Here is a 25806-nt window from a genome sequence, read left to right as displayed (position 1 = left end):
AAATAACCCCACATGGTGGGGTTGCCCTTGGAAACAAACAGATATTAAGAGGAGGCTTCTCTTTAATTGTGACCCTGCAGCAGTTCAAGGGGGATTGCTACCGGGCACTTCACTTGGCTACTTGCTTGCGATATTCGCGGGGCGATACCCCCGTCATCTGTTTGAATACAGTTGTAAAATAACTGGAGTTATCGAACCCGGTCAGTTCCGCGATATCTGCCATGCTCTGCCGAGTGCTGTGCAGCAGTAGCTTCGCCTTATCAATTCGGCGCTTGCTGACATATTGGCTGAAGCCTTGTCCTGTTTCTTTTTTGAACAAATGGCTCAAGTAGTTGGGTGTCACATGAACATGGGCAGCCACGGCCTGCAACGTGCATGTGCTGGAATAGTTCATTTCAATATACTGTATAACACGTGTAACAACATGATCCTGCTGTTCCTGAGTTAGCCGCATCAGCATATCCACCCACTCTTCGCTCTTGCATCTGGCCCAAGCGATGACTTCAGGTATGGTATGAATCCAGAGCAGTGGATCTGGGGCAGTTGAGTCCATACCACTGGATTCCTGAGGCTGAAGCTGTTGTACCAGTAAGTCCGTCATGACCTTCATAAGCATATGAATCTCCGCTTTGCCTTGTGACAAGCTCATCACGGACGCTTCTTCCAGCAACATCTCGATCCGATTCATTATCGATCCGAATTGATGGTGGAGCAGCAACAAAGTCAGTTCCTCTCGCAGTCTCTCGGTACGGTCCACCTGGCTGTATTGTTCCCTGATCCGAATGTCGGACTGTTTTCGGCGATATCGTTCATGTGCCTTTTGTAACACCTGGCATGCTTCATCGAGCGAGAACGGCTTTAACAAAAATTCAATTGCTCCATATCGGATGGCACGCTGTGCATATTCGAACTCTCGATAACCTGTCAAAATGATAATCATAATGTCCAGTCCACTCTCGTGTATGCGTTCAGCCAAATCTAGACCATCCATCACAGGCATGTTGATGTCCGTAATGATTAGATCAGGTGTGCAGCTGTGTACAGCCTGTATCGCTTCTTCTCCATCGGCCGCTTCCCCAACAACCTCCCAACCGAGGGGGTTATTGCGAACCAGATGAATCAGACCCTGACGAAATAATGCTTCATCATCCACTACAAGCATACGTCCATTCAACAGAACCTACTCCTCTCAGTCACCTGAATTTCCCGGCATAAGTCCTCACCGATCTGATAAGGCAAACAAAGACGTACTAGCGTACCCTCTCCCACAGTCGACTCGATCTGTACACCGTAGGGTTCACCGTGAATCAACTCAATTCTTCGAAGTACACTCCGCATGCCAATGTGCTGACGTTCCTCATCGGCATGTGCCACTGGCTTCATAATGCGTTCAATGACCGATGCGTGCATGCCGCAGCCGTTATCTGAAATTTCGATGATGAGCAGATCCGGCTCTCCTTCATGCCCGTTTTGCCGCGAGCCACGAATCTCCAGATGGCGGTTGTTCCTTTTGTCCGAGAAGGCATGAACAAAAACATTCTCCACGATGGGCTGAAGCAACAGCCGGATCACCTGACAGCGAAGCAATTCAGCAGGAACGGCAATTTCAATCGACAAGGCTTCCTGATACCGGGCCTGCTGAATCTGCAGGTAGTGATCTATTTGCTTCATCTCATCCTGAACGGTCGTCAGTTGCTGCACGGGTTCCAGCGTATACTGCAGCATCTCGGACAAGGCAGTGACCAGGCGAGCCGATTTCTCATCACCAAGCATATAGAACTTCCAGAAAAACATGCTCAGCGTGTTATACAGAAAATGGGGATTCAGCTGGGCCTGAATAGCTTTGAGTTCAGCCTCTTTTTCACTGAGTTCGCGCTCGTACACTTCATGTATAAGCGTATCAATCCGGGAAGCCATTGCATTGAATCGTTCACCGATGAAACCGAGCTCATCCCGTGTCTCGATCCGTACCCGTGTATCGAACTGTCCATCACGCACTCTTTTCATCGCGTTGACTAGACTCGCAAGTGGACGCAACAGTCTGCCGCTAATTACGGTAATGATGAACCAGGAGCATAATATGCTGGCTACCGCAGAGAACACAGCAACTTTTACAATAATCTTTCCCTTGTTCTGAATCTGAGCCAGTGAGACCTTGCTGACCAGGGTGAAGCCCGCTTTGTCTGACGTTTGCTTCGTATACAATTGGGTTGTTCCCTGCTCGTCCCTGATCTCCGTCGCCCCTAGGCTTAGCTCGGTAAGTGGTGGTGGATCCGCATCCTGATTATGAAAGGCATAAAGAAGCCCACCATCTGCGTCAAACAAGTAGACAGCAACTTCCTCATTCAGTCGCAGATCTTTGAGATACGATTCGAACAACGAGGTGTTAAACAGAATTAGCATGACGCCATAGGTCTCCAGATCAACAGACCGCATTAATCGTCCCGCCAGAATCCAATTGGATTGTTCCTCCTGCAAGAAGGCATCCGGCCCCAATCGATTCCAACCATATTCGCCGCCCGTTCCTTCCAGTCTATGAACCATCTCTGCCAGATAGGAAGGATCCATCTGTTGAAATGAGCCAGCAAAGGCGCCGAGATTAAATATGTTTTCCTTCAGGTCATATATGCGGAGCCCCATGATCTCCGGTGCATCCAGCCTTACCTGATACAACTGATCATCCAGTTCATCTTCTAGCTTCATCTGATCGTAGGACGAGATGCCAGAGGTCTGTGCTTTGATGGCATTTTTTACGGAGGGATTCAGTGTGATATAATCGGTGACTTTATACATGTCGTGTACCCTCGAATCCAGACGTGCAAGAATCTGCTCTGCGGTAAGACTATACTGGCGACTGACCTCTTCATTGAACAGGTCGATATGGATACGATAGGTGATCAACCCTGTGATTCCGGAGATTAAGACCGTTGCGGTAGATAAAAACAAGATTAGCTTCGTTTTAAATTTAAAGCGTTTACAAAAGTTCATCCACCACATCTTTCACACACCTCACCTATATTCCGTACATGTCTTACTCCTAAAAACATATCATACACCTATTGGAAAAAACCAGAAAAACCCTGACCCCGCTTCAAGCGGTAGTCAGAGTTTGAAGGCATGTGATCCAGACATGTTACCGGGATGTTCCATATTAACTCTGGATCACGGCATTTTTATTCCCCGTAAATCTCTTTGACCCGTTCTTCTTCATTGGTAGACAAGAGAACATTAAGCAACCCCATGGCATTATTGGCATCGGTTCTCGTCGTCTTGTACATCTCGGCAAACGCCGCTTCATCCTGCTCCGGGTCCATCGCAGCAAGCTTGCCCCATGACGTGCGTGCTTTGTCGTATAGCGTACTCAACGTAATGTCACGCGGATGCTGTGCAACAGGTGCCATGGATTCAAATTTCGCTGTAACTCTGAAGAAATCCATCGAATCCTGGAACGATGTGCTGCTATAATCCTTATTTTTCATCGCATCCTCAGTAATTAGCAGACCTTCACGGGCGATAAACAGTGTTTTCACCAAGGCACGCTCCAGATTGGTTGCTTCTTCCCAAGTTATATAAGATTCATCAGGTGCTTGTACGGTTGTGAAAAATGGAAAGGCATCATCAATTAACCGCTGCGAATCGGAATGAATTGGAACCTCTGCATTCATGTCCACAACGGCATCACTATAGTTGGCCACATTAATATTTTTGGAACCCTCCTCACTGACTCGACGCACCGGATGATCTGTAAGCGGGATACGGATATAACCAAGTTTATCGGCATACTGCTGCTTCAACTCTTCCAGTGTGGAGTCCTTTCCAATCTTGCCGTCGTCAGTTGAAGAAGATTCTTCTGTAGTTGAACCTGTCTCCTCACTCCCCTTCGAACCGGTTGCTGCGGTTTCTGTTACAGCAGCATTCGAGCTGCTTGTTTCTGATGAAGCAACTTCTGTACCGGAAGCAGACTCCGGCAATGACGTCTCTTTAGCTCCGCCACCACAAGCTGTCAGAATCGCTGCCAAACCAAGCATAACTGTGAACGTCTTTATCGTATAATTCCATTTCATCGTATAATCTTCCCCTATCGTATGTATATTCCTGAGAACCATTAACCTCTGGCTCCAAGACTTGAACACCTACTTACAAAAATATCCTTTCATATAACATGCTTGATTCACACAATTGGACATGGTCTACATTCTATCATAAGTTAAAAACCGGTTGTATACGACGATATACCTGTGTCTAAAGCCTTTTACTAGGCGCGCATTAACTACCACCGCAACGCAAAAACACTGCCGCCCGTATGGACAACAGTGTTTGTGAAGCGTAATTATTTGATCCCTTTAGCCTTCTCCATATGCTCTGACCGAATCTGAGGATCCGTGGAATTAACCGATGATAACAGAGCGTAGATCGCCTGAATATCTTTCTCTTGAAATACGGTTTCGGGAACCTCACTCTCAAGTCGTTCCGTCTTCCGCTGAATCGTTTCCACCAACTCATGATCGTAGATGATCAGTTCATCCGAATTCACATACCTCACAGCAGGATCAACACTGATGCGGCAACGGTTGGTGAAGGTCACCATGGAGACAAGACGTACTCTTTTGTAGTCTCCGAGGTGTGCATGAATGGCTTCCACATGTGCACGATGCTGCATAAGTGGATTGTACATTTTGACCCGGCTGCTGCTGACCGACCAATTGGCCTCTCTTCTTCCGCCGCGAATCTCACCTGTCGTCAGATTTCGAGTTTCGATTACAAAGATTGCCCGAGGGCCGATCACGACATGATCAATCTGCGAATAACCGGAGCGTGACTTCGGATTGGTAACGAGCAGGTCGTTCAGCACTTTATATTGACTTGGAAGACCTATCAGCTGATCTGCTGTACTAGGCTCCTCCGGCTGGCGTATCCAATCCCCTTCCGCCTTTTTCTTGCGCTTACTACGGACCATACGCGGGGGAATGGTTGTCGTTGATGGTAACGCTGAAGCGGAGGCTGTAATCTGGTTCGCAAGCTCTGGTTGTGTCTTGAACAGAGACAGGATTTTCTTGAACATGGGCAAGCTCCGTTCTATTATAGTGTGGGTTACGGGTGACCATTACAGGAGGAATAACATCCTTTGACACATTCATTATGTAAACTTCTATTACTTATGTCGGATAAAGCGGGGTAAAAATAAAGGGAAAACGATCAAAATCTCTCCAATACGCAAAGCACATATGAATATTTAACCAATTTCGTGACTTTAGACGCATAAACAAGCCGCAAAATTAAAAAAAACAGCGCAACCCTTTCCTGAATAGAAAAAGAATACGCTGCTGTTCTCTTGGTTGTTAAGCCTGAAGATAATAGGTGTAGAGCACCTGAGTACCCTTCTCTTCCAGACCATTATTCGCTATTTCCTGATACAAGGATTCGGCCAAAGCCAGCCCAGGTGTTTTCATGCCCATCGCTTTTGCAGACTCCAGTGCAATTCCCATGTCTTTGATAAAATGTTTCACATAGAATCCAGGCTCATAATCGCCTGCGATCATGCGCGGACCGAGATTGCTGAGTGACCAGCTTCCGGCTGCACCGGTAGCAATACTCTTCAGCACGGTCTCCGCGTCCAGACCAGACGTCTTGGCATAGGCAAGTGCTTCGCATACACCCATCATGCCAGAGGCAATGGCAATCTGGTTGCACATTTTGGTATGCTGCCCGGCTCCCGCCTTGCCTTGCAACACAATGTTGGTGCCCATCTGCTCAAACAGCGGACGCACAGCTTCAAAGGCCTCCGAACTACCACCAACCATAATGGAAAGCTTGGCGTTCTGCGCTCCGATATCACCGCCCGATACAGGCGCGTCCAGTGCATGCAGTCCTTTGGCTTCCGCAGCTTCAAAGATTCGTGCAGCCAGTAACGGACTGGATGTTGTCATATCAATCAGATATGAACCCGGTTTGGCATTGGCTACGAGACCATCCTCACCGAGATAAATCTCCTCTACATCTTTCGGATACCCCACCATCGTTATGATGACATCACACGCAGCAGCCAGTTTGCCTGGTGTGTCATGCCATACGGCACCTTCTTTCACCAACGCTTCCGCTTTGGCAGCAGTTCGCGTGTACACATGCAGCGGATATCCCGCTTGCTGGATATGCCCAGCCATGCTTTTACCCATCACGCCTGTACCAATAAAGCCAACTTTTGTCTCTCCAGGTGCCTTCGTTGTATTTGTCATCGCAGGTTTCCTCCCTATTTTTCTATGCTTCGCTCAGTGCTTGTCTTCGACATTGCTATATCTGTATGTTAAAGCTTTCTGCGTAGTCCGTCCATATCGCTTGCAGCTTTCTGTGAAAAAATCTGAAAAAGGAATCAACTTCCTGTATGCTGTACAACCTAACGGAAACTTCCTTCATTGGAAAGGAGGATTCGCATGAGTCGTGAAAAAGGTCAAATTACCATCTGGTTATCCTTTTCCATCATTTTATTAAGTGCCGGACTGGTCTGCCATGTCTTGTCCATTCCAGGAATTCTCGAAGCAGCAGGCAGGGATGGATGGTTGTCTGTCGTGGCGGCTGGCCCTTTTTTCATGTTGTTTCTATGTATGATGTACATCATTATTCGCCGTGTACGTGGACAGCGATTAACAGATTGGATTACGCGAGAATTCGGTGCGGTCCCTTCCTGGATCTTCCGAATCTCCGCTTCCATTCTGCTGTTCACGCTTGGCACACATACGTTGTATGAGACAACCAACTGGACCGTATCCACGTATCTTCAATTCACACCTCCCTATGTTCTGGCAGGTGGCGGAGCACTGGTTGCTGCGTGGGCAGCGGCTAAAGGCATACGCTCCATCGCGATGACTTCCAGTCTGCTGTTGCCCTTTGTCATTTTGCTAGGTTATTTTGTAATGTCCGCCAATATGAAATACAAAGACTACAGTCTATTGTTCCCGATTATGGAGAACGGCATGGGTCCCGTGTGGCGGGGCATGATCTACTCTCTTGCCGGGCTTATGGAAATCTGGATTCTTATGTTATTCCAACATGAAGTCAAAGGCAAAATTCGTTGGTGGCACGTTCTGATCCTTGGCGTGTTTATGCTCAGTATGGCGATCGGACCAACCATCGGAGCCATCGTGGAATTTGGTCCCGAAGAAGCAGCCAAACAACGAAACAGTCCCTATGAGCAATGGAAACTTGTGAATATCGGCAAACTTTTGCAACACGTTGATTTTCTGTCCATCTATCAGTGGCTCAGTGGTTCCTTCGCAAGGGTCGCCATATCCATGTATCTCATCGTGGATCTGCTGAATTTCCGCAGACCGAAGAAACGATATATCGCGATTCTCACCATTACCGTCATCATGAGCTTCATGGCGATGCAATGGTGGCGCATTGATTACGTGGATTATTATGTGGACCATATTCAGTTCCCGGTCATGCTCGCTTATGTATCCATCGTTACCGTAATATTGACCATTGCCGCATTAATCCACAAAAAGGACAAGGAGGCTCCCAAACGTGCCGATCTCAACCCAACCCAAGAATAATCCTGACGTTGAACCGTTCCGAATGAACGAGCATAACCTGAATACCTTTTTTGCCGGATCTGATGATGTCATCATCAATAGTCATATGATCGGAGAACCTCCGATGCAACTCCTTATGACCTATTGCAGCGGTATGGTAGATAGTGAAGCGATCTACGATATTATTCTCCCGGAACTCAAACGAACATATGAAAATACACACTTTATCCGTACATCCGACATTGAAAAGTGCATCAGCCTAGATTGGACCCGAATGGATCTGCAAGATCCGGCATTTGGAACTGAACTGATGTCTCTCCGTGTTTTTGAAGGCCATATGTTGATCTGTATTCCTTCCCTGCAAGCCATGTGGAGTATTGATATATCTAACATCCCTACTCGGACACCGGAGGAATCGACCACCGAAGTTTCGATCCGCGGGGCAAGAGATGGGTTCATTGAACCACTTGCCGTTAATGTTGCCTTGATACGCACCCGTCTGCGTACGAACCAACTGGCCTGTAATATCGAACTGATCGGTTCACGTTCTGCAACCAAGGTGGCATTAATGTATATCAAGAATATCGCCAATCCGGAGCTAATCGAAGACGTCCAGGATCGGTTGCGTAAGATTGAGACCGAACGCATCTTGACCGCCAATGAACTGGAAGAATTGCTGTCGCCTTCGAAGATTACTTTGTTTCCCGTCACCCATTATACGGGCAGGCCTGACTTTGCTGCAGAATGTCTCCTGAATGGACGTTTTATCCTCATTGTCGACGGCAATCCCAGCGCCATCATTGGGCCAGTCAATCTGTTTCTTTTGCTCAAATCCCCGGAGGATGCCAGCTTTCCCTTCTTGCCTGTGAACGTAGGACGGATGCTGCGCTTTCTTGGCCTGATGATCACCGTGTTCCTGCCTGGCTTTTATATTGCGCTGACATCCTTTCATATGGATCAGATCCCCTTTCCTCTAGTCGCGACGATCTCGGTTGGACGCATGGGACTTCCGATGGAATCGGGAATGGAGATGTTTCTCATTATGCTGCTGATGGAGCTGTTCCGTGAGGCAGGGGTGCGTTTGCCAAGTGCCATCGGCCAGACACTAACTGTCGTTGGAGGTCTGATTATCGGAGATTCCGCCATTCGAGCCGGCATGGTCTCTCCCCTCATGATTGTCATCATCGCAGTTACCGTCGTAGCTGGAGCAACCATTGTGAATCAGGTCATGACCAGTTCTGTGCTGATCCTGCGGTTCCTTTGTTTTGTCCTGGGGGCATCCCTCGGCATCTATGGGTTCATCCTGTCGTTGATTATGTTCCTCATCTACCTGACCGATCTCAAATCATTTGGCATTCCATATCTGACTCCGTTAACACCCCTTCATTTCAAACAAGCAATAGCTTCATTATTCAAGCTGCCAAAGGGGTTAGGTAAACGAAGACCCGTCTATCTCGAGACCCAGGAGCCCCGCAAGAAAGGGAATGAACGATGAAACGTTTGTTACGGCGATATATGCTAGGTCTGTTAAGCCTATCGATGTGCGTGATGACGAGTGGATGCTGGAGTGCCTTTGAGATTCAACAGGTAGACTACGCCAAAGCATTTGGGATTGATTATAAGGACGGCATGTATCACCTGTATGTACAAACGCTGGATTTTGCCAGTGTCGCCAAAAGTGAAAGTTCAACCAAAAGTGCAGATACACCACCTGTATGGGTCGGACATGCCGAAGGGAAAACCATGAGTCTGGCGCTGAACGAGCTGTTCCGCACGGCTCAATTACATATGGCTTGGGGGCATGTGACAGCCATCGTCATGGCCGAAGGTGTGCTGACCAGCAAACACATCAAAGAAGTGTTCGATATGCTAGGACGTTTCCCAGAATCCCGTTATACAACCTGGGTGTATGGAACACGAGAGCCTCTGGAGAAAATCCTAAGTGCAACGTCCATCTATAATATGTCGCCACTGGACAGCATTCTTCACAATCCACTCCCCACATACATGGAAGAATCGTTGTACCCGCCTGTGCTTAGCTTTAAGCTCATTGCAACACATAATGATCCCGCTACCACGACGTATCTGCCGAGTCTTGCATTGAACGATACCCAGTGGGCTGAGAATGAGAAGAAACATGATTTGTTTCTGGTGGAAGGGGCCTTTTTCGAAAAGACTGGCTATGACTTTGAATATTTCCCACGCAGTCAGCTTCCCGGTTATCACTGGCTAATCAAAGACATGCGGCGGGCCCCTCTACTTGTCCAGAAGGATGGAACGATCTACGGGGCGCTCAGTGTAGGATTACCAAAGATCAAAATTAAACCTGTCGTTCAGGGTGAGCACGTTACGTTTAACATTGACGCCCACTACCTCACTGCCCTGTACGAATACCTGGTGCCCACCTCTTATGAGGAGATGATCCAGATTAGTGAAGTGAAGTTACGGGAGCAGATCATGCAGACCTATCGTCACGGCCTTGAGCGTGGTGTGGATATTTACGGTCTTCAGGAGAAACTGTATCGTAAAAATCCAAAGCTCTGGCGTAAGTTATCAAACAATGGCAGCAAGATGATGCTTACCGAAGACTCGATTAAAGATCTGAAAATCCATCTCACCATCCCATATACAGGGAAATATAAAAGGAAAGTGTAGCCAGAACGCGAAACACCCCTTGTCCGGTATGCAGCCGGATAAGGGGTGTTTGTGTAGATGGAGGTAGTTCGTTTGTAGTTCGGGTCATGCGGATTTGTAACTGCGAAGTTTCCATTCCATCAGCCATCCTATAAATATGGAGAAAGACAGGCCGAACAGCAGGATCGGCACGTTGTAAAATAGTGTGTTTGTGTATTGGTTCAGCCAACCAAAACGGTATACTGCCGAATTCGGATCATTCGTAAATCCATTGAGTTGCATGCGTAAGTCATCGATGATACGTAACTCCAGAAAGACTGACAACACACACAGTAGGAGAGCAACCAGGGGTACACAGACATGTACCTTTCCTCCCCAGCGCTGACGCTGATCATATAACCACCATTTGGACAAAGTTGTCGTCCAGATACATAGAATCAGGAAGGTCAGAAGAGATGGAGCTAACACAAGAAGTCCTAGGTTACCGTTACCAGACACGCCTCTACCAGGCTCATGCTGGAAGGTTAATCCACGAACAGCACCAATCATGAGTACGTTCCATATGAGGAAGATGAAGTATGGCTTGTTGATTCTTTTTAAACGACTCATATGTTACCTCCTAACCTCACTATCGAGAGATGAGTAGATGACGTGACCTTCGTCGTTCAACCCTTTTATGTCCCATATCATCTCGTAATCGGCTGCTGGATTACCGCATACCACAACCTTCGGCTGGATTGATCGGAAGATGATTCCACGATTTCCGCTTCCAACCGTGAAGATGCCAGATTTGGTTCGTAGCGAATATGCACCTGGGTAATGTCAGCATCGTGGAGATACCCGTATATAATATAGATCATTTTGCCTTTAGACTCCTCGTATCCTGATATATGAGAAGAAAGCGGCTCGACCGGATTATCCTGCAGACCACCGCCTATTCTGGCCAGTTCGGAGAACCACATCTTTTGCTGGATCAAAGCAGGAGTCAGGTTATTCGTAGTTAGATCTTGATATAAAACCAATTGTGTTCGCGGTTCAAAAGTTGTAACTAGCTTTACCAGTTCGGCATTAATACCATTCTTGCTGAGCACTGAATCGAGGTCCTGCGGACCACAAGAGCGTATCAAAAACAGAGCGACCAATACAAAGAACAACACGTACGCTACCCGTCGACGGTTGCTTGTCTTGGGCATAGATTAACCTCTCCTTAAAATTGAATTTCTATAAACAATTAATTATCGTAGAAATGGTATGTCAGATAGTGCTGCCCCGAAGTAATCTACCAGCATCCATGCAGCAATCCATAACAATGGCAACTGCATGATCCAGTAAGGAAAGAGGTATCTTTTCGTTCTCCTTTACTTCTTGTTATATCTTTGCTTAACAATCGAACTCTCTCCCATGCGTTCATTTCATTTAAAAAGACGACCAACGGCCGCCTACTCTCATCTAACTTTCACTTCTTATAATAATGCATTACCCGCAACCGAGTAGTCAGGATTAAGGTCTGAGGAATGAGCACAAAGACAATATACATAAGTACAATTAACCATAGATGTGCGGCAAAATGTTCTGCACCGAATGATGGTTTAGGACGCGCAATCCAATACCACCAACACGGGATGGCAATAAACCATGTCAATCCCGTCGAGACGAACAAGTCTTTCACATCGCTCCATAGAAAGCAGAACACCGCGACGAACAAGATGGGCATAATCCATGAATCCAATATTGGCCCCCAGCTCTGGAAGACAAATATAATGGCCGGATACAGAAGATTGATGGTCCAGCGCCAGATGTTATTAGTATAAAGATTCATAAAACTTCTCACCTCGTTACATTCCGTTGCAATTGTACTAGCAGAAAAATTAGAATAAAAGTGTCGTTAGATTTTATCACCAAATAGGAGAATGAAAGCTTGATGAAAACAAAACTTTTGGCTATATTCTTACTTGTTTTTACACTTGCAATAGGAGGATGTTCTAGCCTGTCCACATCAGATAAGCAAAACATTCTTGAAAAAGCTACACCCGTCAGCATCCAATACATTAAGGAGTATTTCGACGCAGACTTTGTCATCACGAGTCATGATATTGACGACCCTTCGGTCCACTCCCGCTTGTACCTGTATGGTCATGTAACGGGTCATGAAGATGAGCACATTACCGTTTCATATAACTATGACACACGGGAAGTCATCAGTGTTACAGGACCGGGGTGGTTCATCGATAGACGCAATCCAAAAAAGTAAGGTCCGGCTAAACTGCAATGATACATACAGTTAGCTCGTTCTTTGCCTTTGTTAATTATGGGAAAGAAATGAACAGATCAAGCATGATTTTGGATATTATTGCTCATACTACCTTCAGGAAATTATCGAAGGAGTGACAGCATGAGGTTAAAAAGTATCATCGCCGTTGGAGCCGTGTTAACCTGCTCAACTCTGTTATGGGGCTGTGGCAATGGCACTGCGAATAATACATCCCAGCAACAGAATGACACCGTTCGATCGGAGAGCTGGAGCGATCCCAAACGACTGGAAGCTTCCCATCTTGAGGCGCTTGAACGTATGGAGAAAGACCATATTCACCGAATGGTCTCGCTTAGCGCAAGTACAGATGGAGACAAAGTGATGACCACACTTGAACGGTCGAGCCAAAAGCTGGAGGAAATGAGACCGCTCGCCGAAATGCTCCAGCATGAAGGACATCCAGCATTATTACAACGAATCCAGGACATGTCCGGTGATATCCAAGGTTCCAAATCCGTCATTGCTGAGATGAAAAATCTGCCTCAGGACGGTAAAATTAAGATTCAGTCCGAGAATTCCGATTCCTTGCATCACATCAGCAGCTTCCGCGATTACCACCAGTATATCCAAGAGAAAATTCAACCTTTGAACAAGAATACTACTGATATACACTAATCAGTTATAGCACTGCTTACCCAAGGAAAGTAAATAGTTAGGTAGGAGGATTACTTCCTATCTGACTATTTACTTATGAGCAGATTTAGACAATTACTGTATCCTGCTACAACCTTCCATGAATCGTACGTATCTTCCGTTCCTGTTGTATCAGTCGTTGCTGATCAGCGATTACGAAATCTTCTCTCCTTCATACAAATTAAGATAGGGCAGTTCCGAAATTTCCTTATATGTTTTATCAGTTATATAGGTATCCATAAAAACTCTTCTCTGTTTACTGATCTAAAAAGTTAAAGTATATTATAATGTGCTAAGTTAACATATATAGGAGGTTGAAGAATATTTTAAAAAATATTCAATTTGTATCTATTCCACTTATAACCTTAGCCCTTATATTGGGAGGATGTAATTCTATGCCGAATCAAGACAAAATTATTGAAGAAGCAACTCAAGTGGGTCATCAATACTTTATTGATCACTATAATACTGAAGTGGAATTCACTGATCATACATTTATGCCAAAAGATCTTAGTCACAATATCAGTTTGAGTGGTCATGTTAAAAATAATAAAGAAACCGAAATCACCATCCTCATTGATTATGACACGTTTGAAGTTCAAACAGCCGTTGTACCGAAAGAGTTACTTGACCAAAAAATCAAGTAAGTTCCAAAAAGGAGTAGTAGATATGCTTATTATTAAATATCGTACACCTCTAACCCTATTAATATTGATTGGTTTAAGTATCACTGTATTTTGCGGTTGCATGTCCAACGAGCAAAAAGAAATTGTACAAAAAGCCGAAATCGCAAGCCTAGCTTATTTTAAAGAAACCTATGGAATTGATGTTGAGTTTACAGGCCACAAGTTCATTCCGTCTGACTTGTCTCATACGGTGTCACTGACAGGGTACGTAAAAGGAAATAAGACCCAAGAAATATTCTCAATGGTGGATTATGATACTTATGAAGTCAAAACAGGCTCAGTGCCCGAAGACATCAAACCTCTTAAGTAGTTTATAAGAAATTTTAACTTTTATAACTTTAGGGCCTTGTACAGATACATGGCTCTTTCATATGTAATAACAGGGTTTTCATATCCTAATCTTATCCTCTGTTTTCCAAAGAAGTAGAATCATTATAGTCCATCTTCTCTGAATCGTGTATACGACATATAAGAAATGAGCACAAAGTCTTTATAAATTTCAGGCATTAAATATTACACATTATAAGTTATAGGACGTTGTTACCAGAATAATTTCAGTAATTTGCATAAATATGTGAAAGTAACGGTTTATAACTTTGTCAGGCAGCGACGCTCTATATACATCTTTACACTCGTCACTGTCTATACACTCATAATGCTAGCTCCTCACTCGAATCAGATACGTGAAATATGAAGCCCTCCTGATTCATCAATTGGATTACGAGCAGCAGACACAGTAATTCACTTTACACCACCACAGTCAGCGCCTGGCTTTCACACTTTTTCCTCTTCTCTACAGCTTCATTCCACCCACAACGAAACCCAGATGAACATGCTAAATAACAAGACTGGTGCAAGTGCGCCTGTGGCTAATATGATCCAAAGTGTCGCGGGTTTGATCCTTTGACAGTATGCATCGACCTTGCGCATCCGATCTTTGCGCCACTTGGCGAACCTGAGCCGTTTGATCATCCGATTGAGAACTATTTGCCGCTGCTCGCCCTCTTCGAATTCATCGATCGTACGCCGCAACTCCTCGTATAATTGAGCCTCTTCCTGCCCAGCTGCTGTAGGTGTAATCATCTGATCCTTCCTCCCATGAGAACATTATTGAGATATAGCCACTACTTAAATAACACATTACAGACCTTCAAGGTTTGAAGTTTTTAAAAAAAATGGACAATCTAAAAAGCCCGGGCATAGCCCGGACTTCGTTGAATCATGCTAGAACTATTTATTTAAGTGATTTTTAGCTCGCGTTAGCAATCAATGTATTCAGGCATACTGCACCCTGTGCGCGCACATTAACGACAATAATCGGCGTTTCCAGCATGTCGTGCATCCAGGACATATACTCTTCTACTTTTTCGTTCGGAAGGATCGTCAGAATAACCCCTGCGAATCCACCACCATGAATACGACAAGCGCCATCACCCAGGTTTTGCAGATAATTCTCGGTCAGTGCCAGCGCGATGCCAATCTCCTGTTCCTTCACAGCACCACTCTGATATACATTCTGCAGCCACTTCCATGATGAGTTACCGGACGCCGTAATCAGTTTCAAGAAATCAGCAAAACGTCCATCACGCAACGCCTGAACCTGACCATCGACACGATTGTTTTCCTCCAGGAAATGAAGCGCACGCAGCACGGCACGATCCCCAGCAGCTAAACGAACCTTCTTGAGGTTGGCGTAGATTGCGTCAGCTGTAATTTCCCGAACATACTCACTACCCAGCGCCTGAGCAACCGCTCTCATCTCATATGGCACAGCAGCGTAATCTTCCGTCAGATCGGCGTGGTTACCACCTGTATTCACAATGACCAATGAGTAACCGTTCTGTTGGAAATCCCATTGAACAGGCTCGATAACCGGCTGTGCAGGATTCTCAAAATCAATGGCAATCAGTCCGCCGTACGCACAAGCCATCTGATCCAGCAGACCTGAAGGTTTGTTCCAATAGTGATTCTCCGCATACTGACCTATTTTGGCCAAGGTCACAACATCCAGTGCTCCATCATTATAGAAATGATTCAAAATCGTACAGATCAGCATCTCAAATGACGCCGAGGAACTCACCCCAGATGCCGAAAACACGTTACTCGAGAGATACGCTTGGAAGCCGCCTACCTTATATCCGAATTCTCCAAATCCCGCAGCCATACCGCGAATCAATGCTGTTGTGCCATCGTCTTCCGTATTTGGCTTAAGATTCGTGAGATCGATTACATATTTCTTGTCATAACCTTCTGAGTAAAACGTAATAACGGAATCCGCAGTTGGTGTTGCCACTGCAATCGTATCCAGCGTGATGCTGCCCGCCAGCACTTTACCATGGTTATGATCCGTATGGTTTCCGCCAATCTCGCTGCGTCCTGCTGCACTGAACAACTTGCTTCCCTCTTGCGGGCCGAAGTACTCTTCGAACGTTGCGTTCAGCTTTGTGTAACGTGCAGTCTGTTCTTCTACTTGTGATTGTCCATACATTTGGGCAAGCAACGCTTGGCCCTCCGTGGATTGGATCAGATTCAATGGTTGTGTCGTCATTAATAATCCTCCTATGGATATGCAGCTTTTATTTTTTTGGCGTTGGTGAACATGGTTGTTGCATCTGTTTCATGCCTTATTCCTCTCCCATTATCTCAGCTTCGTAGCGGAAAAGGTAGGGTAGAATTGAAAGTTTGTAAGCGTTTTGTGAAGTTATTTGTTGTAAAAATAGGATTGAAAACCATTTTAGAATAACTTAAATTTGGTTTAAGTGAAAACACATTATTTTCCAACCTCAAAGTTGCTATGCTTAACATCTTATTGATGGAGGGAACGATGAAAATCAAGTCGAACTATACCAAGTTATTTGGTGCATTTTCGCTTACATTTTTGGGTGATGGACTTACACTCGCTGCGGTTCCGTGGCTCATATCAACCCTTACAAGCGATACGCTGTATGCTTCTGTCACCATGACGGCACTTCGTTTACCCTGGCTACTATTCAGTCTTCCTGTAGGTGTCCTCATCGACCGTTACTCACGCAAACATATGCTGATTGGGGCAGGCTTTACTCGAATGATCCTTCTGCTTGGACTGACGTTATGCATCTGGGGAGGATGGGTGAGCATTCCGATTCTAGCTCTGTTCATGTTTGGGATTGGCCTGAGCCGAGTTGTATTCGACAGTACGGTGCAGACGGTAATCCCACAACTTGTAGATCAAAGTAAATTGGAGAAAGCGAATGGGCAGTTCACCGCCGGACAGTTAATCACAAGTGATATTCTGGGCGTTGCTCTGGGAGGGTTTATCATAACCCTGCATATTGTATTTCCTTTTGCCATAGACGCCGTAACGGCTGTAGTTGCTCTGCTTTTTTTAATCAGTTTGAAGGGAAACTTCTACCCAGGGGATACGGAAACAACCAAGAAGGAAGTTCGCCCGATGAAGAATTGGAAACGTGAGATGTGGACCGGTATTCAATATGTCTATCATGATCGTTTTCTCCGCGGATTAGCCATTCTGTCTGTCACCGTTACGCTGATGTATTCGATCATTCTGGCTACTCAGATTTTCTTTGTACGAGATGTGCTTCAGTTGGATGCTTTTGCATTTGGTATCCTCATCTCCATTGCAACAATCGGCAGCATTGTAGGGAGCCAGGCTGTTGCTTATATGCGTAAGAGATGGAGTACAAAACAATTGATTATTTCCTCCATTTTGTGCATGGGAATGATCTACGGTGTGGTGGGTCTTTCTACAAATGCGTATATGGTAGGCGGCCTGTACTTCTGTGCTGCATTTTTCATTATTGTCTACAATGTTACCCGTTCCTCCATCCTGCAACGTTCCGTTCCTAATGAGATGCTTGGCCGGGTCGGAAGTGTGTTTCGCTTTTTGTCCTTTGGGATCAGTGCCATTGGTACGCTTCTTGGCGGATTATTGGTGAGGGTTAGTGAAACGACTTTCGATCGCGTATTCTCGCTGCAACTCCCTTATCTCTTGTTAAGCCTGATCTATATCCTGTCTGCTCTGATATTCGCAATGAAGATGCAGAATCATTCTGAGAGCCAGCAGCGTAACATCAACGCTTGACTGTTACGTTAGGTCATACTTGATAATGATCTCAAGCTTACATGAAGGAGAGATTAAGGATGAAGATTACCGCGTTACGTTCAGATCAAATCTATGAGGAAATCATTCAGGCTGCACCCGATGAGAAATTGGAGTTATACCGTGAACGAATGATGAGTCCATTCATGAACAAATGGAACATTCAACAGATCCCGTTTCGCTCTCAAGAGCCTCACGGCTTCGACGTGATCATGATGAATAACTTTATGAATATCGCTCCCGCAGATATCACACCTGAGATTAACCAATCGTTAGCATCGATTTCGTCCGAAGCATTTTGGCAACAGTGTCATGAAGCTGTTTGTACGAGTCTATCTACCTTTACAGATTATGGGATTAAGCTATCGGTCTCCGAATATCTATACACGATTTTATTAGGCGATAGGAACAGTCCTTCACTCACCATGAACGAAGGCATCAGCGGAGATGGTGGAATCCCGGGTTATATTATTGCGAACCTGATCCCCAATAGGTATACTCTACCTCGTATGCAATCCGTGTTAGCCCATGAATGCAATCATAACGTAAGGTATCAATATATCCAGTGGAATCCTCAGATTACGCTTGGCGAGATGGTTGTTAGTGAGGGGCTGGCTGAGAGCTTTGCGACATCCCTGTATGGAGAAGAGTTGCTCGGGCCCTGGGTAGCCAAAACAGATATGGAGACATTGAATACCGTAATCAAACCAAAAATGAAAGACCAGTTGCATGTCACCGGTTTTGACCAAATTAATCCGTATCTATACGGCGACGATCTTGCCATCATGCAAAACTTCACGCCCGTAGGTATGCCCTATGCGGCTGGCTATGCTTGCGGTTATCACTTAATTAAATATTATCTGAACAAAACAGGTACACCGATTACCGAAGCAACCATCACTCCGGCAAGTGTCATTCTTGCTGAAACAAAGGACTTTTGGAATGAAGACACCCTATTTCACCGTTAAAGATATCATTCAGATCACTGGCATCACCAAACGTGCATTACATTATTATGATAAAACAGATCTATTAAAACCGAGCAAAGTCGAAGACAATGGCTATCGGTATTACGATCAAGAGGCACTCGGGAATCTGCAGATGATTCTGTTGTTCAAAGAAATGAATTTCTCATTGAAAGACATTGCGGCCATGATGCAACTTTCCAAAGAAGAACAAAAAGATATCCTAAGAGAGCACCGCAACACACTCGTTCAACGCAAACAAAAGCTCGAAACCATCATCCATCAATTGGACGAGTATGTGGATGGGACAGATATCTCTCATCTTAATCTGTTTGACGACTCTTCCATCCTGTCTATTGAAGAACAATATGAATCCGAGGCGAAGTTTGTATATGGAGATACCAAGAAATATCAGGAATTCGAAGCTAATGTGAGCGAGCTGTCTGTGGAAGAGCAAGAACAAGCCTATCAGCAGTTCTCGGTCAACATGGAGCAGGTATTTCGGGAATTGGCGAAACATCAGGATCGGTCCCCTGCTTCTCGTGAGGTACAAGCGTTAGTGCGTAAATGGAAGAGTTGTCTGGAGCAGTTTATGGTCTGTGATATTGAGATTCTGAGGTGTATTGCGGAGACCTATACGACGGATCGTCGCTATGCGGGTTATTTTGGTCAGTTTGGCGATGGGGATTTTGTGAGGTTTTTGTATGAAGCGATTATGGTTTCTATACAATCGGCATCGAACAGATAAGCTTTCGGGTGAAAAGAAGTACCCATACTTTGCCACAAACGTGTCTCAATTCGTGGATTAACCTCACAGAGCGCCCGCAAGCCTTCCGGCTGTGTGATATACAGATAGTCTCCCGCGAGCATCCGCACCTCGGCCCCACGCTCCGCCGCCCGCTTTAAGTGCGGGGCCAGTAGTTTCACCCCGGACTGCATGATAAAGGACGTCATAATATAAATCCCGGACGCATGGTGCATCCGGGTAATCAGTTCATCGACCAGGTTATCTGTAATGAGTTTAACGTTAAGCTTCGTCGACATCAATCAGGTACACCCGTTCCTGGAATGCACCGCGCGCTTCCGCTTTGTCTGCCCGAAGCTTATCCAGCTGCGCCGCATTCGCCCCGTGTACCTCCGCCAGCGCTCGGATCACCTCCAGCATGTCTGCCAACTCTTCCAACGCTTCCTGATCGCTTGATGCATTTAAGTACTCATCCGATTCTTCTTGTAGCTTCGTTCTTAATTCTTGCTTATACTCCTCCGAGTCTAGAATGCGGGTCCGGCATTCCTTACCGCTGGATGTGATAATATGCGGAATCTTGTCCCGCACCAATTTGTTATATGTAGGCATGTGGTATAACATCCTTTCTACTTTGGAGGTTTTCCAGCTTTGCGCCAGAATCTCCCTTTTTGCCATTATACCATTTGCCATGGAGAGCGATGGGTTGATTTTGTAAAGTAGTTGGATTGGAATGAGGAGATAAAAATAACCCATGACTACTCGTATTCGAGTTGAAATGGGCGTTCGGTAATTCGTAATGTCTAATTTTTCTGCATCAAACTCTGGTTCAGAAGGATTCTAAGCCAACAGTTTTGAGACAATCACATTCGTATCCATCATTTCTATATCAATCTCGACCAAGCAAGTGTCATCATCCATAGCTGGTTCATGACCGATTCTAACCTTCTCAATTGCATACTTGTTCTTAATATCAAGAATATACTCTATTAACTTCTGAGCTTTTAACGTTGTCTCTGGATTTTCTCCGCTGAACAACTCCTCTTCAGGAAAATTCATAACGATATCTCCAGATTCCTCATCGAATGAAAATACAATCATCACGTCATTAAAGGCATGACCTAGGTTAAGCTGAGACAATAATATATTCCCCGTTCCCTTAGGAGAAAGAATCTCTTCAAGGCTCTCTATTTGCTGAAATTCATTATCCTTTTCACTACGGTTATCATAAAAGTGAGAACTTTTGACCTGATCCACCTGAATGTTCAAATCATTCTTAATGAATCGATCCAGATTATTTTTGTTAAAATCAATTAAAATGATTTCTAAACTTTGCACAATACAGACCCTCTTACATCAGGTAATTCTTCATATCACATTAATTCGGTATTGTAGGCGGATGTAGTTGCTTATGTTCCAAACCAAACCATTGCTCAATATGATTACATAACAATGGAATGTCTTGAATGGCTTGCTCACAGATTTCTTTATATGAATCTTGAAGCACTTCTTCAAGTTCCAAATTCACCTGATATGCCTCAGTTTGTTTAGCATAGTGTACATCCGCCGGCTCAATAACGTAATTTTGGTTATTGGTTAACGGACTAACATGGATCATCCACTCAAGGTTGCCCTTAAAGTGCTGAATACAAGGCTTTAATTGCTCGTAAAGCTGATCAGAGTTGTGGAATCTAAAATAAAAACCTGCAGGATTCTCATAGATCCTATTCGGATTATACATCTCTGTTCTATTCCATTCATACGAACCTAATTTGGCCAAGGTATAAGCCATAAGTTCCGGTGCAAGCACCTCTTCTTTGTTCTTCATATAAATACTTTTTGACATCATGCCACCCACTTGAGAGTCCATTTATTCATTTGTTGAAAACTATGTTTTCCTGATTACTTTCAATGATCTTATTCTTGCTTACCTGCCAGCACATTTTTATTCTCCATCATGATTAACAATAAAAAAAATTCCTGTTACATCTGAAAAAGTAACCATCTCAAAAAGTTTCTTCTTAAAAACAAAGATGATATTCTTTAAGGTCTGCCCCATATCCACTCACCATATCTGTTATGAGGCAAAGTAATTACTCACGATCTCTGTTAATTCATCATTTCCAAGCTCGATGTTGGTCAAGTAGTATATAAAGAATTCATTGATATGTTCTTCTTGAAACAAACTCAAATATTGAAATGTAGCCAATAACATGTCGTCCTGTGAGTAACGATTTTCTTCCAGCCTCTTTTTGGCAACCTGGATCATGTCGTTCGTAAACGTGTCACACTTCGTCCTGATTAACGTATTTAAGACAAAGTAAATCTCTTCCTCTTTGTTACTCTCCAGAATATCTTTGATTTCGGTATCATCTAACTCTTCAAGATATAATCTAGCCTTAGATTGATTAAACGCCCGTAGAGCCTTGGGTTCATCATTGTAAAACTCTTCCCAAAATGTCATGTATGCAATCTCTCTTGGCAATCTGGCTGATGATTGATTAGGCTTATCTAAGATAGTCCAGTCACCATTTAACTTATCTGAAACTACATTAAATAGTGACGAATCATAAGGAACAACCCGCATAGCATCATTTTCAATCCTGTAATACGTATCTCCTGAAGGAGCAGACTCTATTTCAAATACGATATATTTTTGATCAAATGATAAATTGGTTTGTAATGCTAATGTATCTTTAAGCTGAACTCTCATCATCTCACTCCAATTATGTTAAAGTCACCATCTATATCTATGATCCAATACAAATCATCTTCGTCTGCCCTAAGCTTCTTGGGCTTGGATACTTTCAACTGAAGGGATGGGGTGATTTTGTAAAGTAGTCGATTGGATTGAGGAGATAAAAATAGCCCATGACTACTCCGTATAGGAGTTGAAATAGGCTTATGTTTTTAACATTATTCTTCAATGGATTGAATCGCATATTCTATATCCTGCTCCATATCCAGATCAGGATACTTCTTTTGCAGTTGAATGAGACAATCTATAAATGCTGGACTTTGGAATTCAGAAGATAGATCTTCAAATATCTCACTCAGCCAATATAAATTTTCTTCTCCGCATTGATTTAGAAATGATATGGCGCTCTGCTCATTCTCTTTTAGAATGTCTACCATCTCATTCCATATCGTTTGAATAGCTGGATCGTCGGGGTGTAAATCTTTTCTCTTCTTTACTAATGAGATAACTTTTTCACTGTAGTCTACCAAGTTTTACTCTCCTCACGGTTGTCTTGAGTTATCTGGAGTAATCGTTCCGATCTGTCCATCGTTCTTGATCACTCCTACTCTAACGTTATTATAGTTTCCAAACATCCATTCACCGTCACCCTTAACTCTATTCTCAGGCAGATTTGCTACATGCTCACCTGACTTTTTGATATCTTCCGATGTCCATTCCTTAGGGAACCATGCTTGGCCCTCTCCACTTCGCTTTGCTTTATTTTTGTGATTAGGTATATTACCAACTCGTACACCGTTTTCATATTCTTTAGTAATGTTAAATGCGATCTTATTTTTAAGTAAGTAATTAATATTATCTTGACCGTGACCACCATTGATCAATCTATTTTTAGAATTAAAATCTCCAAGTGAAGCATGGTGAATTCTCTCATTACTTACTGTAATTCTTCCACCGATCATACCTTTTGGGAATCCTAATCCTTCTTTCGGAACCTTATAACCCCTATTATACATTCCAGTAAAAGCCAATACGAGCTTAGCAGTCTGTAGACCTCCTATAGAAACTGCTGCTTGCCATGCTGGTATGGATTCTCCAGTTACGGGATGATGACCTTCCTTAAATGCGCTGATCTGTTCATCATATATATCCCCACCACTTGACACAGGTTGCTTCGGTCCAGCTCTCATTTCTTCATAACTGCCACCATTTTCCCAATACTTAACAAACTCTTTTTGCCCTGGCATCCCATCCTCCGCTTCACTGGCAGGCATGTTAACTCTAAACAAAGGATTGTATACCATTCGTATTTCGTTCTCTATGTTACCTGTATTGTGGTTCATCATTTTATGGGCAGCAACCTGCCCGGCAATGGCCCCCAAGCTCACCTGTTCCTGATCCGCTTGTTCGAATCTCTCGGCAATCGACATTAGATCCTGAGAGGACTTCACCATACTTTCCAGTGCTCGATCCAGTATAAAACGTGACTGCTGAAAATCATAAAAAAATCGTTCTTGCGTTGCTCCCGCCCACTGAGACTGGATGAATCCGATCCTTGCAGTCAGGTCATTACGTATACCTTCCAACTGCTGCCTGCCCTGCTCGATCTGTTTAGATACATGCAGCAGCTCCTCCGGTGTTACTTTAATTGTACTCATATCATTCTCCGCGTTTGAAATAGGATTTTACCATGTTAGCAGAAGCTTGATGTATATACATCCTTCTAACATCCTGATTTTTCCTTTCTCACCATAACAATATTTCCAACAACGTACTTCATAGGTCCTAATTCAAAGGAAATCTTCTTAATCTCTTTATTTAATAGAAAACAATCCATAAACACACCAATGGGCACAAAGTCAACAATGCCGCTGTCAAACTGATCTGTCCCGCGACTCGTCCTCCGGTAAACTCTTGCCGTGAAAAGAACATCCAGATCGAGAGGTACGCAGCGAATAGCGGGAATGTAATCATCTCTCTAAACGTACTCGGTTCCATATACCCATTCATCATACTTTTACCAATTAGGATTAAAGTGACCAATTCCAATATAGATAATATAAAAAACGCGATAGCAATCACTCTTTTCAAAATGTACACCTACTTTCCAGATGCAAAGCAAAGAGCTTCCTTTGTTTTCTCTGCATCATATATCCTTTATTTGGATGATGTCATCTTGTAAGCGTAACATAGATTAATCAAGCATTTAACCCTGAGAAGCCACTTAAAAAAATAAATCTTACTCTGTTGAATCATCCTCCAATCGAGTGGCTAACTCGTCCAATATCTCTTCTGTTCGTTGAAGAAGCTTTTCAATGTTGTCCAGTTCTATTGGCTGGTCATGTGGGTAATCCGCTAGGGATGACATATGTTGCATCGTACCGATGAACAAAGCGATATCCAATCCGGGTTCAGTGTCCCTATGCACTAGAGGCAAAATTTCGTTCATCGTGAGTTCCTTGGGTGCATGTGTTGAATGATACTTATGGATATAAAGCGCCTTAATCATGGAGGCTAGAGCCCAATCACATAGAATTAGGCAGGCTTTAAACTGATTGTGATTACACATGATGACGGCAAGTTTCAAATGATACTTAGCATGTTGGTGATAGGCCATTATTGTGGTACGTAGCATATGGTAAGCAGGAATATGTTTGGATCTAGGTTGTGTGGAGATATCATGGTCTTGCAAACGTGGGGTAAAATCTACTTGGTGAACAGAGTACGCTTCGGTAATTGACCATTTTTTTGCCATTGTCATCCCTCCAAAGAGTTAATACCATTATTATACAGCATAATAAATACTCAAAGATATAATTTATATAAAATTATACGATCTAAATAGTCATGTTTAGCCTCCGAAATCTTGTCTACACTTTTAAATAGAGGGGGTGCATATAATGGAAGACAGAGAAATTTTAAATTTGGTCGGTGCTCGAATCAAGGTTTTAAGAAAAGAGAAGGGACTTTCCCAAGAGGCGCTCGGAGAAAAAGGTGGATTTCATTTTACATACATTGGACAGGTTGAACGTGGAGAAAAGAATATATCTTTAGTGAATCTCGGTAAAATTGCAGAGGCGTTGGAGGTTAATGTTTCTCAACTTTTCGCTTATGTGAATGGTGAGATTGAGAATACCGAGACAGATATCATGATCCAAGAAATAGTTGATATGCTAAGAGGGGCTTCTTCAGATAATATCTATTTATCTAGGAATATTTTAAAAGAAATATTGCAGGGTTCTAAGGGAAGAAGAAATAAAGTGAAATAAATTAAGGCTTGTCTTCAAACTTTATCAAGTCACATGATGATAAACAATTATCCTTAACTTTATTGATTTGGATTCAAACCACTATTGTTATCTGATTTTTTTTTCTACATACTGAACCATCTATCATATCCATTATAAATTCCCCCTAGTTTTCTCTCTCATTCTGAGGTTTATCCGTGCAAAAATTCTAATATGATTACATTATATTTTTTAGACGAGAACAAGAATAGATATTGTGGG

29 protein-coding genes are annotated in these 25806 nt (G+C 43.8%); 11 read left to right on the top strand and 18 right to left on the bottom strand.

Features of this window, described 5'->3' with window-relative positions; translation table 11 throughout:
- Positions 1-109: 109 nt before the first annotated feature.
- From MKY01_RS05380 to MKY01_RS05360, 5 genes are all read right to left on the bottom strand, one after another.
- Entirely contained in the window at positions 110-1174 is a 1065-nt protein-coding gene (locus MKY01_RS05380) for a response regulator (RefSeq protein ID WP_339285759.1), read from the bottom strand.
- Positions 1171-2946: a histidine kinase gene (locus MKY01_RS05375; RefSeq protein ID WP_339285757.1), complete on the bottom strand. Its 1776-nt coding sequence runs from the start codon at positions 2944-2946 to the stop codon at positions 1171-1173. Before MKY01_RS05375 ends, MKY01_RS05380 begins: the two co-directional genes overlap by 4 nt.
- Positions 2947-3173: 227 nt before the next feature.
- Positions 3174-4064: a hypothetical protein gene (locus tag MKY01_RS05370; protein WP_253505920.1), complete on the bottom strand. Its 891-nt coding sequence runs from the start codon at positions 4062-4064 to the stop codon at positions 3174-3176.
- A 266-nt stretch (positions 4065-4330) separates the two neighbouring features.
- Complete coding sequence (locus MKY01_RS05365; protein WP_076319386.1) at positions 4331-5062, bottom strand: nuclease-related domain-containing protein; 732 nt, start codon at positions 5060-5062, stop codon at positions 4331-4333.
- A 277-nt stretch (positions 5063-5339) separates the two neighbouring features.
- Complete coding sequence (locus tag MKY01_RS05360; RefSeq protein ID WP_036606250.1) at positions 5340-6233, bottom strand: NAD(P)-dependent oxidoreductase; 894 nt, start codon at positions 6231-6233, stop codon at positions 5340-5342.
- 195 nt (positions 6234-6428) lie between these two features.
- Between MKY01_RS05360 and MKY01_RS05355 the strand changes: the two genes are divergently transcribed.
- The 3 genes from MKY01_RS05355 to MKY01_RS05345 are packed head-to-tail and all read left to right on the top strand — an operon-like array spanning position 6429 to position 10184.
- A complete protein-coding gene (locus MKY01_RS05355; protein WP_076253397.1) occupies positions 6429-7550 on the top strand; it encodes an endospore germination permease in 1122 nt (373 codons plus the stop codon).
- Positions 7522-9024, top strand: a complete 1503-nt coding sequence (locus MKY01_RS05350; protein ID WP_339285754.1) for a spore germination protein — start codon at positions 7522-7524, stop codon at positions 9022-9024. The genes MKY01_RS05355 and MKY01_RS05350 overlap by 29 nt, the downstream gene beginning before the upstream one ends.
- On the top strand, positions 9021-10184 hold the full coding sequence (locus MKY01_RS05345; protein ID WP_339285753.1) for a Ger(x)C family spore germination protein: 1164 nt from the start codon (positions 9021-9023) through the stop codon (positions 10182-10184). The genes MKY01_RS05350 and MKY01_RS05345 overlap by 4 nt, the downstream gene beginning before the upstream one ends.
- Positions 10185-10268: 84 nt before the next feature.
- On the opposite strand, the gene MKY01_RS05340 is transcribed toward MKY01_RS05345, so the two are convergent.
- From MKY01_RS05340 to MKY01_RS05330, 3 genes are all read right to left on the bottom strand, one after another.
- Positions 10269-10772, bottom strand: a complete 504-nt coding sequence (locus tag MKY01_RS05340) for a hypothetical protein (RefSeq protein ID WP_339285751.1) — start codon at positions 10770-10772, stop codon at positions 10269-10271.
- A 77-nt stretch (positions 10773-10849) separates the two neighbouring features.
- The gene (locus MKY01_RS05335; RefSeq protein ID WP_339285750.1) at positions 10850-11356 is read right to left on the bottom strand and encodes a hypothetical protein; all 507 of its coding nucleotides are present in this window, start codon (positions 11354-11356) and stop codon (positions 10850-10852) included.
- 263 nt (positions 11357-11619) lie between these two features.
- Positions 11620-11982, bottom strand: coding sequence for a hypothetical protein (locus MKY01_RS05330; protein ID WP_339285748.1), 363 nt, complete (start codon positions 11980-11982; stop codon positions 11620-11622).
- 102 nt (positions 11983-12084) lie between these two features.
- Between MKY01_RS05330 and MKY01_RS05325 the strand changes: the two genes are divergently transcribed.
- From MKY01_RS05325 to MKY01_RS05310, 4 genes are all read left to right on the top strand, one after another.
- Positions 12085-12414, top strand: coding sequence for a hypothetical protein (locus tag MKY01_RS05325; protein ID WP_339287088.1), 330 nt, complete (start codon positions 12085-12087; stop codon positions 12412-12414).
- 141 nt (positions 12415-12555) lie between these two features.
- Positions 12556-13089 carry a hypothetical protein gene (locus MKY01_RS05320; RefSeq protein ID WP_339285746.1) on the top strand — a complete coding sequence of 178 codons (534 nt, stop codon included), beginning with the start codon at positions 12556-12558 and terminating at the stop codon, positions 13087-13089.
- Positions 13090-13502: 413 nt separating this feature from the next.
- Complete coding sequence (locus tag MKY01_RS05315) at positions 13503-13754, top strand: hypothetical protein (protein WP_339285744.1); 252 nt, start codon at positions 13503-13505, stop codon at positions 13752-13754.
- Positions 13755-13776: 22 nt separating this feature from the next.
- Positions 13777-14103 (top strand): DUF1433 domain-containing protein, encoded by a 327-nt coding sequence (locus MKY01_RS05310; RefSeq protein WP_339285742.1) that lies wholly within the window; start codon positions 13777-13779, stop codon positions 14101-14103.
- Positions 14104-14594: 491 nt separating this feature from the next.
- Here the strand turns inward: MKY01_RS05310 and MKY01_RS05305 are convergent, their stop codons facing one another.
- A complete protein-coding gene (locus MKY01_RS05305) occupies positions 14595-14876 on the bottom strand; it encodes a hypothetical protein (RefSeq protein WP_339285740.1) in 282 nt (93 codons plus the stop codon).
- A gap of 166 nt (positions 14877-15042) precedes the next feature.
- Entirely contained in the window at positions 15043-16341 is a 1299-nt protein-coding gene (locus MKY01_RS05300) for a galactokinase family protein (protein WP_339285739.1), read from the bottom strand.
- A 276-nt stretch (positions 16342-16617) separates the two neighbouring features.
- On the opposite strand from MKY01_RS05300, the gene MKY01_RS05295 reads away from it, so the two are divergent.
- The 3 genes from MKY01_RS05295 to MKY01_RS05285 are packed head-to-tail and all read left to right on the top strand — an operon-like array spanning position 16618 to position 19605.
- Positions 16618-17874 (top strand): MFS transporter, encoded by a 1257-nt coding sequence (locus MKY01_RS05295; protein ID WP_339285737.1) that lies wholly within the window; start codon positions 16618-16620, stop codon positions 17872-17874.
- A 59-nt stretch (positions 17875-17933) separates the two neighbouring features.
- Positions 17934-18860: a DUF2268 domain-containing protein gene (locus tag MKY01_RS05290; protein ID WP_339285735.1), complete on the top strand. Its 927-nt coding sequence runs from the start codon at positions 17934-17936 to the stop codon at positions 18858-18860.
- Positions 18835-19605, top strand: a complete 771-nt coding sequence (locus MKY01_RS05285) for a MerR family transcriptional regulator (RefSeq protein ID WP_339285733.1) — start codon at positions 18835-18837, stop codon at positions 19603-19605. Before MKY01_RS05290 ends, MKY01_RS05285 begins: the two co-directional genes overlap by 26 nt.
- Before the next feature lie 279 nt (positions 19606-19884).
- Here the strand turns inward: MKY01_RS05285 and MKY01_RS05280 are convergent, their stop codons facing one another.
- The 8 genes from MKY01_RS05280 to MKY01_RS05245 form a co-directional block, all read right to left on the bottom strand.
- Positions 19885-20211, bottom strand: coding sequence for a nucleoside triphosphate pyrophosphohydrolase (locus tag MKY01_RS05280; protein ID WP_339285732.1), 327 nt, complete (start codon positions 20209-20211; stop codon positions 19885-19887).
- A gap of 228 nt (positions 20212-20439) precedes the next feature.
- A complete protein-coding gene (locus MKY01_RS05275; RefSeq protein ID WP_339285731.1) occupies positions 20440-20937 on the bottom strand; it encodes a hypothetical protein in 498 nt (165 codons plus the stop codon).
- 40 nt (positions 20938-20977) lie between these two features.
- Positions 20978-21448: a hypothetical protein gene (locus MKY01_RS05270; RefSeq protein ID WP_339285729.1), complete on the bottom strand. Its 471-nt coding sequence runs from the start codon at positions 21446-21448 to the stop codon at positions 20978-20980.
- A gap of 228 nt (positions 21449-21676) precedes the next feature.
- A complete protein-coding gene (locus MKY01_RS05265; protein ID WP_339285727.1) occupies positions 21677-22315 on the bottom strand; it encodes a hypothetical protein in 639 nt (212 codons plus the stop codon).
- Between the two features lie 200 nt (positions 22316-22515).
- Positions 22516-22827, bottom strand: coding sequence for a hypothetical protein (locus tag MKY01_RS05260; RefSeq protein ID WP_047841781.1), 312 nt, complete (start codon positions 22825-22827; stop codon positions 22516-22518).
- A gap of 12 nt (positions 22828-22839) precedes the next feature.
- Positions 22840-23955 carry a WXG100 family type VII secretion target gene (locus MKY01_RS05255; protein WP_339285724.1) on the bottom strand — a complete coding sequence of 372 codons (1116 nt, stop codon included), beginning with the start codon at positions 23953-23955 and terminating at the stop codon, positions 22840-22842.
- 160 nt (positions 23956-24115) lie between these two features.
- Positions 24116-24388: a hypothetical protein gene (locus MKY01_RS05250; protein WP_339285722.1), complete on the bottom strand. Its 273-nt coding sequence runs from the start codon at positions 24386-24388 to the stop codon at positions 24116-24118.
- A gap of 148 nt (positions 24389-24536) precedes the next feature.
- Positions 24537-25052, bottom strand: coding sequence for a HEPN domain-containing protein (locus tag MKY01_RS05245; RefSeq protein ID WP_339285720.1), 516 nt, complete (start codon positions 25050-25052; stop codon positions 24537-24539).
- Positions 25053-25197: 145 nt separating this feature from the next.
- Here MKY01_RS05245 and MKY01_RS05240 point away from each other — a divergent pair, with 145 nt between their 5' ends.
- Positions 25198-25566 (top strand): helix-turn-helix domain-containing protein, encoded by a 369-nt coding sequence (locus MKY01_RS05240; RefSeq protein ID WP_339285718.1) that lies wholly within the window; start codon positions 25198-25200, stop codon positions 25564-25566.
- The last annotated feature ends 240 nt before the right edge of the window (positions 25567-25806 follow it).

It is taken from the genome of Paenibacillus sp. FSL R5-0486, assembly GCF_037975155.1.
Taxonomy (GTDB): domain Bacteria; phylum Bacillota; class Bacilli; order Paenibacillales; family Paenibacillaceae; genus Paenibacillus; species Paenibacillus amylolyticus.
This window is presented reverse-complemented; position numbering and strand designations above follow the sequence as displayed.

Excerpts from the sequence above, each read along its gene's own strand:
- MKY01_RS05360 (WP_036606250.1), bottom strand. The coding sequence starts at position 6,233 with ATGACAAATACAACGAAGGCACCTGGAGAGACAAAAGTTGGCTTTATT.
- MKY01_RS05290 (WP_339285735.1), top strand. The coding sequence starts at position 17,934 with ATGAAGATTACCGCGTTACGTTCAGATCAAATCTATGAGGAAATCATT.
- MKY01_RS05310 (WP_339285742.1), top strand. The coding sequence starts at position 13,777 with ATGCTTATTATTAAATATCGTACACCTCTAACCCTATTAATATTGATT.
- MKY01_RS05320 (WP_339285746.1), top strand. The coding sequence starts at position 12,556 with ATGAGGTTAAAAAGTATCATCGCCGTTGGAGCCGTGTTAACCTGCTCA.
- MKY01_RS05365 (WP_076319386.1), bottom strand. The coding sequence starts at position 5,062 with ATGTTCAAGAAAATCCTGTCTCTGTTCAAGACACAACCAGAGCTTGCG.
- MKY01_RS05340 (WP_339285751.1), bottom strand. The coding sequence starts at position 10,772 with ATGAGTCGTTTAAAAAGAATCAACAAGCCATACTTCATCTTCCTCATA.
- MKY01_RS05305 (WP_339285740.1), bottom strand. The coding sequence starts at position 14,876 with ATGATTACACCTACAGCAGCTGGGCAGGAAGAGGCTCAATTATACGAG.
- MKY01_RS05245 (WP_339285720.1), bottom strand. The coding sequence starts at position 25,052 with ATGGCAAAAAAATGGTCAATTACCGAAGCGTACTCTGTTCACCAAGTA.
- MKY01_RS05335 (WP_339285750.1), bottom strand. The coding sequence starts at position 11,356 with ATGCCCAAGACAAGCAACCGTCGACGGGTAGCGTACGTGTTGTTCTTT.
- MKY01_RS05280 (WP_339285732.1), bottom strand. The coding sequence starts at position 20,211 with ATGCCTACATATAACAAATTGGTGCGGGACAAGATTCCGCATATTATC.
- MKY01_RS05315 (WP_339285744.1), top strand. The coding sequence starts at position 13,503 with ATGCCGAATCAAGACAAAATTATTGAAGAAGCAACTCAAGTGGGTCAT.
- MKY01_RS05355 (WP_076253397.1), top strand. The coding sequence starts at position 6,429 with ATGAGTCGTGAAAAAGGTCAAATTACCATCTGGTTATCCTTTTCCATC.
- MKY01_RS05300 (WP_339285739.1), bottom strand. The coding sequence starts at position 16,341 with ATGACGACACAACCATTGAATCTGATCCAATCCACGGAGGGCCAAGCG.
- MKY01_RS05265 (WP_339285727.1), bottom strand. The coding sequence starts at position 22,315 with ATGATGAGAGTTCAGCTTAAAGATACATTAGCATTACAAACCAATTTA.
- MKY01_RS05295 (WP_339285737.1), top strand. The coding sequence starts at position 16,618 with ATGAAAATCAAGTCGAACTATACCAAGTTATTTGGTGCATTTTCGCTT.
- MKY01_RS05240 (WP_339285718.1), top strand. The coding sequence starts at position 25,198 with ATGGAAGACAGAGAAATTTTAAATTTGGTCGGTGCTCGAATCAAGGTT.
- MKY01_RS05255 (WP_339285724.1), bottom strand. The coding sequence starts at position 23,955 with ATGAGTACAATTAAAGTAACACCGGAGGAGCTGCTGCATGTATCTAAA.
- MKY01_RS05345 (WP_339285753.1), top strand. The coding sequence starts at position 9,021 with ATGAAACGTTTGTTACGGCGATATATGCTAGGTCTGTTAAGCCTATCG.
- MKY01_RS05370 (WP_253505920.1), bottom strand. The coding sequence starts at position 4,064 with ATGAAATGGAATTATACGATAAAGACGTTCACAGTTATGCTTGGTTTG.
- MKY01_RS05330 (WP_339285748.1), bottom strand. The coding sequence starts at position 11,982 with ATGAATCTTTATACTAATAACATCTGGCGCTGGACCATCAATCTTCTG.
- MKY01_RS05285 (WP_339285733.1), top strand. The coding sequence starts at position 18,835 with ATGAAGACACCCTATTTCACCGTTAAAGATATCATTCAGATCACTGGC.
- MKY01_RS05270 (WP_339285729.1), bottom strand. The coding sequence starts at position 21,448 with ATGATGTCAAAAAGTATTTATATGAAGAACAAAGAAGAGGTGCTTGCA.
- MKY01_RS05325 (WP_339287088.1), top strand. The coding sequence starts at position 12,085 with ATGAAAACAAAACTTTTGGCTATATTCTTACTTGTTTTTACACTTGCA.